General features: G+C 41.4%; 11 protein-coding genes. 6 read left to right on the top strand and 5 right to left on the bottom strand.

Annotated features, from left to right (window positions below; genetic code table 11):
• Window positions 1-10 precede the first annotated feature (10 nt).
• Entirely contained in the window at window positions 11-1,858 is a 1,848-nt protein-coding gene (locus tag ACM2FC_RS00555; protein WP_498478865.1) for a putative bifunctional diguanylate cyclase/phosphodiesterase, read from the bottom strand.
• Between the two features lie 203 nt (window positions 1,859-2,061).
• Window positions 2,062-2,952 (bottom strand): LysR family transcriptional regulator, encoded by an 891-nt coding sequence (locus ACM2FC_RS00550; protein WP_498478864.1) that lies wholly within the window; start codon window positions 2,950-2,952, stop codon window positions 2,062-2,064.
• Window positions 2,953-3,039: 87 nt separating this feature from the next.
• On the opposite strand from ACM2FC_RS00550, the gene ACM2FC_RS00545 reads away from it, so the two are divergent.
• The 4 genes from ACM2FC_RS00545 to ACM2FC_RS00530 all read left to right on the top strand — a co-directional run bounded on the left by ACM2FC_RS00545 (window position 3,040) and on the right by ACM2FC_RS00530 (window position 11,198).
• Entirely contained in the window at window positions 3,040-4,266 is a 1,227-nt protein-coding gene (locus ACM2FC_RS00545) for a multidrug effflux MFS transporter (protein WP_498478863.1), read from the top strand.
• A 64-nt stretch (window positions 4,267-4,330) separates the two neighbouring features.
• The gene (locus ACM2FC_RS00540; RefSeq protein ID WP_498478862.1) at window positions 4,331-4,681 is read left to right on the top strand and encodes a hypothetical protein; all 351 of its coding nucleotides are present in this window, start codon (window positions 4,331-4,333) and stop codon (window positions 4,679-4,681) included.
• A 298-nt stretch (window positions 4,682-4,979) separates the two neighbouring features.
• Window positions 4,980-10,094, top strand: coding sequence for a response regulator (locus ACM2FC_RS00535; protein WP_498478861.1), 5,115 nt, complete (start codon window positions 4,980-4,982; stop codon window positions 10,092-10,094).
• A 69-nt stretch (window positions 10,095-10,163) separates the two neighbouring features.
• Window positions 10,164-11,198, top strand: coding sequence for an HD domain-containing phosphohydrolase (locus ACM2FC_RS00530; RefSeq protein WP_498478860.1), 1,035 nt, complete (start codon window positions 10,164-10,166; stop codon window positions 11,196-11,198).
• A gap of 82 nt (window positions 11,199-11,280) precedes the next feature.
• On the opposite strand, the gene ACM2FC_RS00525 is transcribed toward ACM2FC_RS00530, so the two are convergent.
• Both ACM2FC_RS00525 and ACM2FC_RS00520 read right to left on the bottom strand, forming a co-directional pair.
• On the bottom strand, window positions 11,281-11,907 hold the full coding sequence (locus ACM2FC_RS00525) for an NUDIX hydrolase (RefSeq protein WP_498478859.1): 627 nt from the start codon (window positions 11,905-11,907) through the stop codon (window positions 11,281-11,283).
• Window positions 11,908-12,053: 146 nt separating this feature from the next.
• Entirely contained in the window at window positions 12,054-12,677 is a 624-nt protein-coding gene (locus ACM2FC_RS00520) for a glutaredoxin domain-containing protein (protein ID WP_498478858.1), read from the bottom strand.
• Window positions 12,678-13,126: 449 nt separating this feature from the next.
• On the opposite strand from ACM2FC_RS00520, the gene ACM2FC_RS00515 reads away from it, so the two are divergent.
• Both ACM2FC_RS00515 and ACM2FC_RS00510 read left to right on the top strand, forming a co-directional pair.
• Window positions 13,127-13,741 carry a fumarylacetoacetate hydrolase family protein gene (locus tag ACM2FC_RS00515; protein WP_498478857.1) on the top strand — a complete coding sequence of 205 codons (615 nt, stop codon included), beginning with the start codon at window positions 13,127-13,129 and terminating at the stop codon, window positions 13,739-13,741.
• Between the two features lie 84 nt (window positions 13,742-13,825).
• On the top strand, window positions 13,826-14,308 hold the full coding sequence (locus ACM2FC_RS00510) for a hypothetical protein (RefSeq protein WP_498478856.1): 483 nt from the start codon (window positions 13,826-13,828) through the stop codon (window positions 14,306-14,308).
• Here ACM2FC_RS00510 and ACM2FC_RS00505 read toward each other — a convergent pair.
• Window positions 14,305-16,011 carry a phospho-sugar mutase gene (locus tag ACM2FC_RS00505; RefSeq protein ID WP_498478855.1) on the bottom strand — a complete coding sequence of 569 codons (1,707 nt, stop codon included), beginning with the start codon at window positions 16,009-16,011 and terminating at the stop codon, window positions 14,305-14,307. The genes ACM2FC_RS00510 and ACM2FC_RS00505 overlap by 4 nt on opposite strands.
• Window positions 16,012-16,303 lie beyond the last annotated feature (292 nt).

The raw sequence follows: 16,303 nt of genomic DNA, 5'->3' as shown, positions 1-16,303 counted from the left end.
TGCTTTAGGTTCAACCGTTAATGACTTTTAGCTTCTTTCTTTGATTTTGACTTATTTTGTCAATCATTACTCGGGTCTCTTCTGGTGGAGAATAGTAATAGCCTTGTATTTGGTTGCAACCCATGGAATATAGCTTCTCAAGCGTTTTACGATCTTCCACCCCTTCCGCCACTAAATCGACTTTCAGTTGCTGAGCGAGTTGAATGATGAGCCAAACGACTCGTTCAGATGTTTCGTTCAGATGCATATTTCGAACAAAAGTGGCGTCTATTTTTATGCAATCAATAGGATAGCTATGGATATAATTCAAGCTGGAATATCCTGTACCAAAGTCATCTAAAGCGACTCTAAATCCAAGAGAGCGAAGCTTCGCCAATATCGACTCCACTTGGTCGGTTTTAGTTAATAAAACCGTTTCGGTCAGCTCAATTGTAAATTCTTTTGGCAAGAATCCATAACGATTAACCGTTGTGGTCAAGTGCTCAAGGTACCGACTTGAATCGCTTAACTGATGGGCAGAACAGTTCAAGCTATAAGTGACTTTGCGGCCAAGCTCAGCCTCAATTTGCAATTTCGATTGGCAGGCAAGCTCTACAATTCTCTCGCCAAGCTCAATGATAAGGCCTGACTCTTCCGCAGCAGAGATAAATTCCACCGGGGATATTTCACCTAAGGACTCCGTTCTCCAGCGAGCTAATACTTCGAAATGAGCCCACTGTTGGGCTCGCTTTTTAACAATAGGCTGGATAGCGACATAGATTTGGTTGGCAGGATTGAGTGAATTCTCCAGAGCATATCGCAAGGCATCAATGACCATAGTTCTTCGGTAATATTGAGCACTTAGCTGCGTGTCGTAGCAACATGTGTGGCTGGTCGAAGATTGTTTGGCAGACTTAAGTGCGAGGCTCGCATTAAGAATCAACTGATCCGGATGAATGTTTTGCTCAGTTTTGCGAGCTAAGCCAAAGCTAACACTGAGTTTAATATTGCGTGAAGAAGCTGTAAATCCTGACTGGAGCTGCTTGTTGATACTCAAGCAAATATCTAATGGATCGTTAGAAAAAGTAATGAAGGCGTATTCATCTCCAGCTATGCGAAATACTAAATGAGATTCAGGGACGGTTTGAGTAACGACTTTGGCAACATATTTAATAACCTGATCGCCAATGTAGTTACCGTGAATGTCATTCAGTTGCTTGAAATTATCGATATCGAGGTAGGCTAAAGTAAAAAAGTCATGAGGAGAGCTTGTCAGTGCCTCGAGTTTATCTGAGAGGCAACTTCGATTCATCAAGCCTGTTAAGTTGTCGTGAGAAACTTCGTAGCTCAGCTGATTAACCAAAAAGTCAGACCGCTCGGTGAGCCATTTCATGCGTAACCCATGAACGACTACATTAGCTAAAATTTGGTGATAACGGATCACTTCTTCAGCATCAATGAGTTGGTGCTGAAACTTGGAAGATAAAATCCCTAACACTTCACCGGAACTGGCTCTCAATGGTATTCCCAAATACGCCACAATATTGTTTTGAGTGATACTAGGATCGTAGGGAAAGTTGCTTTTTAAGTTTGAAGGATAAAGGAAGAAAAGCTGCTCAGACTTTACGACATGCTCGCACGGCGTTCCTTGAAGTTGATACGACTCTTCATAAAATGTCTCATTTTTGCAGCAAAATGATAAAGTCCGAGCGTTGTAATGCAGCTTATCAATTTCCACAATACTGGTGCTAAAAGTCTTAAAATGCTTATGTAGTACTTGAGTAACTTCGTCCAGTAATGCTTTTCCTTCAAGAAGTAAAATGTTATTTATTGTTCCAAAATTGATAATGTCGCTGCTAACCTTTATATCTCTAGCCATAGTGGTTAACTCACGTTGTTGTGAACTTAGTTCACATTATTTATAATCAGTATGCACATTTACACTATGGCATGTATTGCATATAATTCCAGTCTTCAACGCTCGCTCGAGCTCGTTATAACTCAATTTTTGTCCAAATTCATACAGTTAGTAATTATGTTTTGATGGTACTTTTTTGTTGGTACTTTTTTGTCATATTTTGTTCAATGGACTTTGGGGTTTTCTTTTAACCTTTCTTTTAAGTAACTTAGGAACAAATGTGTCCTAGTATGTCTGTAATCTAATTTCGGGTAGTAAGCATATACCGTTGCTTCATCTGCTGTAACATCGGGTAAAATACGCTCAAGAACTCCCTGGTTGAGCTCGTCCCTAATCATCCTATCTGCGGATAGTAGGATACCAAGCCCATGCTTAGCAGCGTAAAAAATGGCTTCTGGGTTAGTGGTAAAAAAGTTGCCTGAAAGCATGATTCTTTGCCCCTGAGATAAGCGAATTTCTCGTTGGGCTCTCTCCCCCCAAATTAAGGTGTTGTGAACTTTTAGTTCTTCTACTGTTGTGGGGCGACCAAATCTTTCAATATATTTTGGAGAGGCGTAGAAGCCAGCTTTGTGGTCGTATAAAGGTGTTGCGATAAAGCTCAACGAATTAATCTGCTCTAATTCACGGCTGATAATGACATCTAAACTGAGCTCAGGTAGTTGTCCGGGAGTCGTTGTGGTGAGTTGAATTCGGATATCGGGATATTTTAAGAGAAAGTCGTTGAGGTATTGTACTAAAAACTTAGAGCCAACTGCCAAGGTGGCTCCAATTTTGAGTAACCCAACAGGGGTTTGATTGACAGAGCGTGTTTCGTCCACAACAGATTGCCAACCGTCCAGTTGGTCTTTGGCTCTTTGGTAAAATAGTGCTCCAGCTTCAGTTTGTGTCACTGAGCGAGTAGTACGCTTTAACAGTTGTGCGCCAATCCTCTCTTCTAACCAGTGAATCCTTTTACTCACTGCCGAACTCGTTGTGTTGAGTTTTCTCGCTGCTCCATTGAAGCTTTTCTCTTCAACCACCTTTAAATAGGTTTGTACGCTCTGAATCCAATCCATAAATCCCCTTATTGATTCTTATTTGGAAATAATCTGTTTCCCGAATGAATTATTATCATTTATAGGTTAACAATATAAACTGTTTTTATGAAAAGAGAACAGCAAAATAAATTTAATAAGGCGCCCTTGTTTCTCGCAATTATGATTATTGCGACTGGACAAGTTGGTGTCAGTATTTACTTACCTTCCTTGCCACTGATTAGCGAGGCGTTATCGATAACTCGCGCAGATGCTCAACTACTCGTGACTGTTTTTTTAGTCTGTTTCGGTGGTTCTCAACTGTTTTACGGCCCATTGTCTGATGCGATAGGTAGGAGGCCAGTCTTTTTGATTGGGCAAGGGGTATACTTAATCGGTACTGTGTTGTGCGTCTTGTTTGTTGACAATTTTACTTGGTTAGTGATTGGCCGAGTTTTACAGGGGTTGGGAGCAGGCAGTGCCTCAGTGTTGGGTCGCAGTGTACTGAGTGACAGTTATGAGGGCCCAGATTTAACACGCTCAATGACTTACCTTGCTATGACAGCTTCTATTGTACCTGTCGTATCACCCGCATTGGGGGGATGGATTGCGTTTCATCTCGGCTGGCAGTCCGTATTTGGCTTTGTACTTATTTATCTATTGGTTATGTTTGTCTTAGGTTCGATGCTGTTACCTGAGACGTTACCCTATGATAAAAAACGCTTTGAAATAGTAGCGGTCACAAATAATTATTGGCACTTATGCCGAAACCCTCAGGTTATTTCGAGTGCGAGTTATAACTGGTTAACGTATTTGATTTCGGTGGTCTCGGTTTCTATATTCCCATTTTTATTGCAGAAGCAATTAGGTGTGACTGTAGAATCTTACGGAATGTATATGATTATTCCTTCTGCTGGGCTAATGGTAGGCAGTATGGTGCTGAACGTGATAAATAAAGTACTATCGACCAGCCAGCTATTAGTGTTATCTATCATGTTAATTGCTTTGTCTGGAATGTGGCTGATTGTCACCCCGTTGTCGCTGTTCAACTTGATTGGAGCATTTACTCTCATGACAGTCGCTCAAGGGTTATCTTTCCCACTCTCGATTAGTATGCTTTTGTCCCCACATAAACGTCAGGCTGGAGCAGTCTCCGCTTTAACTGGAGCAGTTCAAATGGGAGTCGCTGGAATTGCTGGAGGCTATATTGTCAAGTGGTGGGTGTCTAGCCAAGTCACTGTCGGTGCCTTTTATTTGGCGGTAAGTATCATTATGGCCGCAGTGTTGATCACTACACTTGGAGGTGTTAAGCGGTTTGAGGCAAATGAGTCAATGGCGGAGACTCTACCCAAGTGACATTCAGGTGAATATTTGCTGTGCTTAGGTATAATACGCAGCAAATCGTTAAGAGTAATAAAACATGCAACAAGATGAATTTGAAGCGCTTGTGATTAATTTGTGTGAAGCAGAAAATTTGCCACAAGCGTTAGAAATCCTTAAGTCGAGTGAAAATGAAGAGGTTGCACATGCTGCAAAATCGCTAACTGGCCAGTTTGCTATTGCTGAAGTAGAAGGCGAACAGCGTGTGTATCACGTAACCACTCAATCCGATGAAGAAGGAAAAGAGCAAGAGTTTGTTGAACATGTCATGAATGTAGGTGATGACGTTATTAAGTTCGTAGCATGGTTCTTTGATAGCATGTTTGAGGTTAAACAAAAACTAACCTACCAAGCTGCTGGAAAAACCTACAAACAACCAAAAAGATCTTAACCTAAAATCTTTCCTTTTGTATGTGGCTATTTTCTTGAATAGCTACTCATTTCCTTCGCATTTACAATGTAAACTCACCTCAAAAGGTCAACGCACTCAAAAGTTACTAAACCTTGATCAGATATTAGTTATTACGTGGGCGCAAGGGATTTAAAATGTGTATATCTTAAATAGAATGCCATTAGCCTTTGCTTTTTCATTTCACTTTATTTCAGGTTTGTAAATCAAAGGGGCGATATACTCTACGCAATTCAGAGTAAAGATGAATACCGTGAGTTGATGAACAGGGATGGTTAGGATGACTCGAGTAATTTGGCTACTGATATGTTTTTGGGTTGCCTCTTTTCAAGCTTTTGCACAGAAACAAGAGTTACAAATTAACTCTGCAACTGAGAAGCCCCTCAAAATAGCATACTGTCAGGATTGTGTTCCTTTTCAATTTATAGATGAGCATGGAGCAGCTTCAGGTCTGATTGTTGACATGTGGCGTTTATGGGCAGAAAAAACCGGGCGTAAATTAGAGTTTGTCCCCTATATTTGGGACGAAACCTTGCAAGCTGTGGGAAGCGGAGTCGCAGATGTGCATGCGGGCCTTTATTACAATGAGCAGAGAGATCAATTTTTAGATTACGGTAGTCTTCTCACTCGCACTAGCTCTCACATAATCTTAAGAAACAACCAACCTTCGTTTGACACTTTAAAAGCTTTAGAAGGCGTGAAAATTGGGGTATTGAAAGGCGATTTCCTCGAAGGCTATTTGAAAGATAGACTTACGCCCACAAATATTATCTCTTACCCAAATTACCATGACCTTATCAGCGCACTAAATAGTGGTGAGTTAGATGTATTTTCAGCTGACACTTTAACTGCGACCTATTATCTGCAAAAAAATCATATCTTTGAACAGTTTAACTTAGAACCTGCCCATATCCTTTTTTCGGACACATGGCGAGCGGCTGTAACCGAAGGAAATATCAGGCTTCTTGATGAGATAAATCGTGGGTTTGATCTCATATCGCAAGAAGAGAGAATTGCCAACTTTCAAAAATGGAACCCTTCTTCTGTCGACACAATTAATGACCACGATGCAAAGCCATCAGGTTACGAAGAAGCTGAACACGACAGTGCGATAAGAATTTTCATTAGTATTGCTTTAATGCTCGGCTTTTTGATGTTCTTGATGGCGTTCCTATTGCCACGGTTTCTATCCAATGAATCTATCGCTAAGTATGTGGCTTCAAGAGCATTTACGTATTCAATTATCTCCATCACATGTGTCATTTCGTTTGTCATTCTATTTCTGGTTTGGCACACCATTGAGCAGAATAAGAAGTCGACATTACGCAGCGTAGAAAAGGATTTAGTGTTTGTTCTAGAGCGAACCAATGAAAGCTTGGAAACATGGGTTAGAGATAGCGAAAGTTATCTAACCAGCTTAGGCAAGCATCCAGAACTAGTATCGCTAACCAAAAAACTGTTAGCGATTCCCCCTGAGAAGGAAAATCTGCAAACCTCTGAGCCTCTAAAAGAGATTCGAGCCTTTTTTGGTGAGTATGTTGATGAGTTAGGTGATATCGGCTTTTTCATAATTGATAAAGACAGAATTAGTGTGGGTTCAAGGCGAAATACAAACTTAGGCTCTAAAAACTTGATCGCAATACAAGCGCCCCATTTACTTGACCGAGCTTTTAACGGAGAAGCGGTATTTATCCCCCCCATCTTGTCTGATGTTGAAATAAAATCTTCAAATGGAGTGAGTACCAAACTAGATGCATTTAACATGTTTTTCGCAGTGCCGATAGAAGATGAGTCTGAGCAAGTTATTGCCGTATTGACGCAAAGGTTGTTACCTGGCGGTAGGCTATCCAAAATTATGCAGCATGGCAGTATTGGTCGATCTGGCGAAAGCTACTTGATAAACCATGATGGTGGAATGATCACAGAAAGCCGCTTTGTGGACTCCTTGGAGGAAATTGGGCTTTTACAGCCTGGGAAAACGCAAGATACGCTCTTGGCTCTCAAAGATCCCGGCGGAAATATGATAGAAGGTTTTCGTCCTAAAACCCCTATTCAAGAGCAGCCTTTTACCACAATGGCGCAAAGTGTCATTGCGATGGGCAAGGCAGCTCGCGGCAAGACAAATTCGCACATCAATTCCAATGTGGAAGGGTATAGAGACTATCGTGGTGTACCTGTTCTTGGTGTTTGGATGTGGAACCAAAACTTAGGGGTAGGTATTGCTACTGAGATAGATAAGTCGGAAGCATTGGAATCTTTTTATCAAATGCGCATTTATCTATTTTCCACCGCATTTGTTGCTTTGCTATTAGCCGTCGCGTCTAGCATGCTTACGGTGACTATAGGACAGCGGGCGACCAGCTTTATGCGTCGATCCAATGAAGAGCTAGAAAGCCGGGTAGAAGAGCGGACACTAGCTCTTAAAGAGGCGGAAGGTCGGTCTCGCACCATTTTCGAAAATACCAAAGATGGCGTTATTGCAATTAATTCTGTCGGTACGGTTCAAGAATTTAACCCTGCCGCTGAACAGATTTTTTTGTATAAACGAGAAGAAGTCGTTGGCCAAAACATCAAAATGCTGATGGGTGAGCCATACCGAGCGAATCATGATGGCTACTTAAAAAAATATGCAGAGACTAAAGAAGAGCATATTTTGGTTCGAAACGTGGAGTTGGAAGGAAGGCGATCTACCGGCGAAATTTTTCCAATGGATCTGGCGGTGAATGAGGCTTTTTGGGCTGGTGAGCCGATATTTGTAGGTATTATTCGGGATATTACCGAGCGAAAAGCGGCCGAAAAGGCGCTCAAAGAGCGGGAAGGAAGGCTGTGGGATCTGTATGAGAATGCTCCAGTCGCCTATGCCTCTATCGATCGCCAGGGTAATTTTGTTAAGCACAACAAGGCATTCTCAGAGTTACTTTCAATTGAGCGTGAGGATATTCAAGCGATTAACTGGCATGACATTATTTGTCCTGAATTTGTCGAACACAAAGCACTATTTGATGGAGTTTGTGTTGGTGAAAGCTTCTTTTGTCATGAGATACCGATTATTCGACAGGATGGAGAAAAGATCATCGCCGAAGTATCTGCGTTACCAAGTTTTAATGGTGGTTCTGAATTAGAGGAGATTCGAATCACTATGACAGATATTACTGATCGTAAGGAAACCGAAAATGCGCTGAAGGAAGCGAAGAAAGCCGCCGAGGAAGCCACCAAAGCGAAATCTGATTTTCTTGCGAATATGTCGCATGAAATTCGCACACCCATGAATGCCATTATAGGTATGTCTGGGCTCGCGTTAAACACGGAGCTAGACAACAAACAAAGAAATTACATAGAAAAAGTCAACCGTTCGGCAGAAAGCTTGCTGGGAATAATTAATGACATTTTAGACTTTTCCAAAATTGAAGCCGGAAAGTTAGACATTGAGTCCACAGAGTTTCATTTAGAAGATGTTATGGACAGTTTGGCGAATCTTGTTGGAATCCGAGCGGAAGAAAAGGGGATTGAGCTACTATTTGATGTTTCTGCTGAGGCTCCGACCATGTTAATTGGTGATCCACTTCGGTTAGGTCAGATCCTCACCAACCTTGGTAACAACGCTGTTAAGTTCACTGATGAAGGTGAGATAGTGGTAAAGGTTGATGTAAAAGAACTAGATAGTGAGTCGGTCATTTTACACTTCTCGGTGAGTGATACTGGAATAGGAATGACTTCAGATCAACAAGAGAAACTGTTTGAGTCGTTTAGCCAAGCCGACTCATCAATAACGCGAAAATACGGTGGAACTGGGCTAGGATTAACCATCTCGAAGAAGCTCACTCATATGATGGGCGGAGAAATATGGGTGGCAAGCCAAGCAGAAAAAGGCAGTACTTTCCATTTTACTGCGAAGTTTAACTATCAAAAAAATGCACCTATTGGAAGAGTTAAACCTGAGCTTCCTGAGTTAAAAGGACTTCACGTTTTAGTCGTCGATGATAATTCGACAGCACGGAAAATATTTTCTGACATTCTTTCTTCATTCGATTTTCAAGTCACAGCATACAGTTCAGGTACTCAAGCTATCGAGCATATTGAACAGCAGCGACGAGAAGTAGATCTGATTGTGATGGATTGGCAGATCCCGAATATTGATGGTGTAGAGGCTACAATGCGGATACATGATAAACAACCAGATTTGCCCGTAATTTTGGTCACAGCGTTTGGTCGAGACGAAGCACTGGAAGCGTCTAAACGAGCGAGGTTCGCTCGTGTGTTAAGCAAGCCTATTTCCGCATCAACCATTTTGGATGCGGTGATGGAAGCATTTGGTCATGATCCTGAAAAACGGCAACAAATGCGGCCAGTTGCCGATGATCTCGATGCGGCAAGCAAAATTCGTGGCGCTAAGGTGCTGTTAGTTGAAGATAACGACATCAACCAAGAGCTTGCTATGGAGCTACTCGCATCTGCAGGCGTTAACGCTAAAGTGGCAGAAAATGGACAAATCGCACTGGACATGCTCGATCAAGAGTCATTCGACGGAGTCTTGATGGACTGCCAAATGCCAGTTATGGATGGTTATACAGCGACACGTAAGCTTCGCCAAGATAGTCGCTTCTCAGACTTACCAATAATCGCTCTTACAGCAAATGTGATGTCAGGTGATATAGAGAAAGTGATTGATGCAGGTATGAACGACCACATTGGCAAACCAATTAACGTCAGAGAGCTCTATACGACTATGGCAAAGTGGATTCACCCTTCTAAAGAAAGCAGAGTTGACTTTAATAATCAGGAGCTTGTGGAAGATGATAGTCACTTGTCGATACCCGAGTTACCCGGAATAGATGTCGAGAAAGGGCTATCAACCGCAAATGGCAATTCTAAGCTGTATCGAAAGCTCATTTTCAAATATCGAGATGCGTATGAGCACTTTGAAGCGTCTTTCAAAACAGCATTTTCTTCAGATGATGGCCAAGCTGCTCAAAGGCTAGCTCACTCGTTGAAAGCTGTCGCTGGAAATATTGGTGCAATCGCAGTGCAAAAGGCAGCCGCTGATCTCGAAAGTATCTGTAAACAATCAGCTGATTACCCATCTGAGACAGTGAATATCGTTGTTAGAGAGATCGATAACACTTTGGTTGGCTTATCGATATTCGAGCAAGCTGCGGACGAAAAAAATAGTAGTATTAAATTCGATCAGGACGTGTTTAGCTCTATGGTAGCTAAACTTAGAGGTTTGTTGGAAGAGGACGATACTGAGGCGATGGAAATCGCAGAGGAGCTGTTGGAAATGGTCAATGAACCAGAGCTAAGTAAAGTGATAAAAGAGATCAGCCGAGCAATAAGCGAATATGATTTTGAACAGGCTTTAGCACAACTCGATGTTTTGGACGTTAACACGCCCTAGATTGGATACTAGTAAGCAATATAGGCTTTAGCTTTAACAACTATAATTTTTTAGGCTTAGGAGTCAGTTATGGATAAACAAATAGTGCTCGTGGTCGATGATACCCCGGACAATATCGACGTTATGAGTGGTATTTTGCGCCCAGAATATAAGGTGAAAGCCGCATTATCTGGGGCGAAGGCGCTTAAAATTGCGTCCGGCACACCCAAGCCAGATATTATTTTACTTGATGTGATGATGCCTGAAATGGATGGCTACGAGGTGTGCAAAAGGTTAAAAGCTGACTCTAGTACTCAACATATACCAGTAATTTTTGTCACAGCGATGAGCGCAGAAGAAGATGAAACTCGTGGGTTGGATCTCGGAGCCGTTGATTATATTACCAAGCCTGTACGCCCCTCAATTGTTAAAGCTCGGCTAAAAACGCACTTGGCTTTATATGATCAAAACCGTCACTTAGAAAAAACGGTGCAAGCGCGAACAGAAGATCTAATTAATACTCAACTGGAAATTATTCGTCGCTTGGGAAGAGCCGCTGAATTTAAAGATAATGAAACGGGCTTGCATGTTATTCGAATGAGTCATTACTCAAGGCTTATGGCAGAGTCTTTGGATGTATCGGAAAAATGGGCGAATTTGGTATTTAATGCGGCGCCTATGCATGATATCGGAAAAATTGGCATCCCCGATTCCATATTACTCAAGCCGGGTAAGCTAGATGCGCAAGAATGGGAATTAATGCAAAAACATCCTGAGTTTGGTGCGCATATAATTGGTGAACACGATTCAGAGTTGCTAAGAATGGCTAGGGAAATCGCCTTGGCTCACCATGAAAAATGGGATGGCAGCGGTTATCCGCATGGCTTAAAAGGAGAAGATATTCCCTTGTCGGCGAGAATTATCGCGATCGCAGACGTGTTTGATGCGCTCACTACTGAAAGGCCATATAAAAAAGCTTGGTCGGTGAAAGATGCGGTAGCCTTGATTGATGAAGAATCTGGAAAGCACTTTGATCCTGAACTTGTATCAGTATTTCACGAGGTGATGCCAGAAATTCTTGATATCAAAGAGCAATATGCAGAAGAACATGGCAGTCAAACATAAGCCTAGCTGCCCACGCTTTATACCCAGTAATATGAAACTACTATCCAGAGCTCAGCTTACTTAGGTATAAAGTGTTCCCATTCTAGTCGACCGCTATGCTTGGGGCATTGGTGTTAAAGTGATTAAATATAAGCTCAATATCACTCATAAGAACTCGGTTTGGCGCTAACTCAGGCAGATCGTCGAACGCGTAAAAACCTACTCCCGGAGTGTTCACCTGCATTGTTGGCTGCTCAGCCACTGACTCAAACACAAAGAACAGTTTATATACATGGAATGGAAATTTGGGCTCGTATGGATGAACGGAGCGATCTTTTACGTAGATAAGACGTGGCGATTTTACAACCAATCCTGTTTGTTCAAGCACTCTTTGCGTTGCAGCTTGAGAAGGAGTTTGGCAGACTTCACCCCAACCTCCTGGAATACTCCATCCACCCCCTTCATTTTCCTGTATCAACAAGATCTTATTGTCTCTTACTATGCCGGCGCGAATATCCACTTTTGGTGTTGGGTGACTTTTCTCTGGTATCAATACTTTTTCGATCTGTTCGACGGGTGTATTGCTCAATGATGCGAATATTTCATTGGAAATTTGGGATAGTTGGTCGTAGCGTTTTAGATCGTATTTGTCTTTGCTATAAATTTGCCCAGTATGAGCAATCGCTTGAATTCTAGTGGCCCATTCAAGCCAAGATGAGGTATTAGACATAGTTTGAGGATTCGTTTTGAGATCAGTGGTCCTATTATCTCCAGACTTTAGATGGAGGCAATGAGTTTATATGGTATGAAGCTCCTTATATTGAATGCCTAAGTTCTAATGAACTAAGGCATTCTTTGGGACAGATAATTGAAGTATTATCCGGCGGAGGTTTGACTAGAATCTATATCAACGACATTGTCTGGAATGACATTGATACCCTTGTCTTTTAACCAGGCTTCTAGATTGTCTGCTCCACCCACATATTGTCCTTCAAGCCAAATTTGTGGAACCGTTACGGGGGTTTTTAAGCCAATTATATCTTTCACTTCAGGTATCATTCGATACAAGGCGGCACTATCTTTCACCACATCGTGATATTGATACTCGATGCCAGCGTCATCGAGCAGTTTTTTCGCTTTGACGCAAAACGGACATGTCGCTTTGCCGTAAACGATGTTACCTTTCAAAGTATCTCGCTTCGTCCATTTTTGTATAACAGACTGAACTAACACTCCTCGATTGAGTGCTTCTCCTTGGCTAATTACTTTGCCTTCCACCATGATAATAGGTGCGTGCCAAGCGCCTACTTTTAAAGGTTCCCACCAATGAGAAAGCCAATCTTTTACTTCTAGGTCAATTGGGATGCCAGATAGCTCATTTTCAAATGTATCGTTGAGAATGTCTTTTGTTAAGGTGCATTCCCCACAAGGAATGCTAACTTTAAACGGTCCCCAGCTTCCAGCCCATTGGTATAGAGTAATTTTAATTGGTTCAGCCATTTTAAACTCCTTCACATTCGTTCTATTTTAGTAGAACCGAGCAGGAATAAGTTTCTTTCATTGTTTTTTAATTTTTCTAAAAAATAAAAAACCTCCAACAAGTTGGAGGTAAAAATATGAAAATAACAATAGTTATAATACCGAAGCTACAACATTTTCGATTTAACGACGCTATGTAAGCACCTTGACGTTGCTTTGGTATAGAACAACAAGATGTAAGTACAAATACGTGTGGAGCATTTGCACTTATAAAGTTAGCAATAGCCATGCCATGGTTAAAATGCTGAATTATAACAACTAAAAACTCTAGAGATTGAATTTATTGCCCTGTTTTGGTGAAAGTTCGCCAACTTGGTGCGATATGGCAGTTGCTGACAATTTTAGTTCGATTCACTCGGTAAGGTTCGGCTACAATAACATCAATTTGGTTAATGAAAAGGTTTAGGTACATGTATAAAGTGAAAGTTGGTGAGCAATCCATCACACCTAGTAAAGTAGTGTGTATTGGTCGAAATTATTTGGAGCATATTCAGGAGCTTAACAACACCATCCCTGATGAAATGGTGGTTTTTAATAAACCTTCGACTAGCATTGCTAGCCAGTTATATGCGTTTCAGGGAGAATCTTTGCATTACGAAGCTGAAATTTGCTTCCTGATTAAAGACAATCAGTATGATGCTGTTGGAGTTGGTTTAGATCTGACCAAGAGAAAACTACAATCTTCTTTGAAGTCTAAGGGCCTTCCTTGGGAAAGAGCGAAAGGGTTTGATAACTCAGCCATATTTAGCCGTTTTGTTCCTATGGATAAAGTTGATATCACCAAGCTACAAATTGAGCTCTATATAAATTGTGTACGCGTTCAGTGTGGTCATGTAGCGCAAATGATGTATTCGCCATTGACAATATTAGAAGAGCTGAAATCTTACACTTCATTGCTTGACGGTGATGTCATCATGACTGGCACTCCAAAAGGAGTGGGTGAAGTACACAAGGGAGATGTATTCTTGTGCCGTTTGAAAAGTGCTGAGGAAACAATCTTAGAAGTGGAATGGCATGCACAGTGATTAAAACTTCGGCGCACAAGGCTGAAAACGCCCTAAAATTAAAATAAAGCCAAAATTTGTTTTATTTTAGTTAAGAGGTGTCTAGTGGGATATTTATTTTATATCGCGAGATTTTCTAGTAACCCCTTGCGTTTTGTGTTCAAACCGTTTGTTCTAGTACTGATTTTTGTGGCGGGTTGCTCAGAAACAAACCGTGTTACGAGCCAAACAGTGTGGTTGGAGCTCAAAAGAAACAACTTTGATACCATAGATTTTTCAACCTTAGGCAGCGAACGGTGGACACGGGTTTGTTTTCTTGGTCCATACAACCAAGAATCGCAAGACATGTTGGGTTTCAATTGGCAAGTTTCAGAGTATACAAATGTATTAGATTCAGACCGTCATAATGTTATTGTTTTTTCGACGGATAGTCGGGTGGTTCAGTATCTGGTTCACTCTAGAAATAAAGGTGACTTCTCGGCAATGTCAGGCAATTGTTTCTCTCGAAACAAAGCACTATTTAGTAGAAACCAAGACAATCAATACAGAATGAGCTACTACCCTGCAGATAAACTGGAGATTTTTTAAGTTAGGCTATTTTGGTGTTCTTTGATTAATTTGTCTAATTGTTCTTCCATTCGTTTCATGGCATCCAAGTAGCTTTCCTGTTTATTCATTTCTCCCACGACTTCGTAATAGCATTTTACTTTTGGTTCAGTGCCGGAAGGGCGGATAATAATACGAGATTGATCTTCCAAATAGTAAGTAACGACGTCGCTTGCTGGATAAGGTAAAGGCTCAGTTAGGGCTCCTATATTAAATCTCAATGAAGTTTTAAAGTCTTCTATTTGCACTATTTTTATGCCCGCTATTGATTCTGGAGGCTGTGCCCGTAAAGAATCTCCAATGGAAGGGCTGTCAGGTTCTAACTGAATGCTCCTTTGTGCATTTAAATAAATTCCGTATTTTCGGTAAATAAATTCTAAGTAGTCCCAAATAGTTTTGTTTTGCGTGTAAGTTTCTGCCGCCAGTTGAGCGAATACAGCAAACGCGAAGATGCCATCTTTGTCCCAGACTTGTTTGCCAATGGTATAACCAATGGCTTCTTCGTAAGCGAACAGAAACTGATGTTCCTCCGTTTCCAACTGCATAGCCATATTACTTAACCATTTAAAGCCAGTTAGGGTTTTATAGTGCTTTGCACCTAGATCTGAAGCGATTTTTTCTAGAAGACGAGAGGAGACAATGGTGTTGCCAACTAATTGATTTGTAGGGTCGGTTTTTGTTAGCAAATAGTGGCCAAGGAGCACACCTAGTTGATCTCCAGTGAGCATTTTATATTGGCCATTAAGTTGCCTTACTGCCACAGCAAATCTATCTGCATCAGGATCATTCGCACAGGCTAATTGGGCTTTCAATGAATCCGCCATCTCAATGACTTTATCCATCGCGCCTTTTTCTTCCGGGTTTGGGAATGCCACGGTGGGAAAAGAGGCATCTGGATTACGCTGCTCTGGAACACTTAATATGTTTGCAAATCCAATGTCGTGGAGTAGCGATTCAGCTAAATTTGCTCCGACACCGTGCAGAGCGGTATAAGCGATGGTCATACAAGCTGGGTTAGTGTGATTAGTTAACATTGGGCTATGTATCATAGCGTGCTTATACGCGTTGAAGTATTCGTCTGACAACCATTCAAGCAATCCTTTCTTCTTGGCATCATCCAGTCCCATTAACGGAATTGGTTTTGTTGCGGCTTGGTCAATTTCATTGGCAATCCCCTGATCGTGTGGTGGGATGATCTGAGCTCCATTTTCCCAATAAACTTTAAAGCCATTGTATCTAGGAGGGTTGTGACTGGCGGTAACAACAACTGCTCCTGCTGCATCTAGATGCCGAATACCAAACGCAACTGCAGGGGTAGGAGCTTCATGACGCGTTAAATACACTTTTATACCAAGGGCGGTTAAAACTGAGGCTGTGTCGTGTGCAAACTGCTTCGAGTCAAACCTGCCATCATATCCAACTACTATTCCACGTGAACAGGCACGTTTGACATGTTTAATAAGGTAATGCCCAAGCCCTGTTGCCGTTTCTTGAATCACCAGCCGGTTCATTCGATTAGGCCCACACCCCATTAGACCACGCAGCCCAGCGGTTCCAAATTGCAGACGATTTTTAAACCGTTCGTTTATCTCATCGTATAGCTTCTCTTCAATAAGAAATTGCAATTCTTCTCGTGTTCTTGGGTCTGGATCTCTTCCTAACCATTGGGTCACGTTTGGTTTCATATTTGGTCCCTAATAAAGCTCACGATTTACTACATATTTTATGTGTTAAAAAGTGATTAATATGTCATTAAAATAATATATCTGGTTCAGTGATATATACCTCATTATTACTTGCACTTTTTTGTGATTTATTGATGTAAACATCAGAAATGAATGTAAAAAGTTTTTGTATTAGGACTTTCTTGAACTATTCAATTTCGTTAACTAACGTTTATTTACATAAATATAACAAAACCCGCCAAGCATACGATTTGAACCACCCAAAGTGATGTGTCACCACTGACCTTTGTCA

This window comes from Vibrio sp. A37 (genome assembly GCF_059777565.1).
Note: the sequence above shows the minus strand (reverse complement) of the source record. Positions and strands in the feature narration are given on the sequence as shown.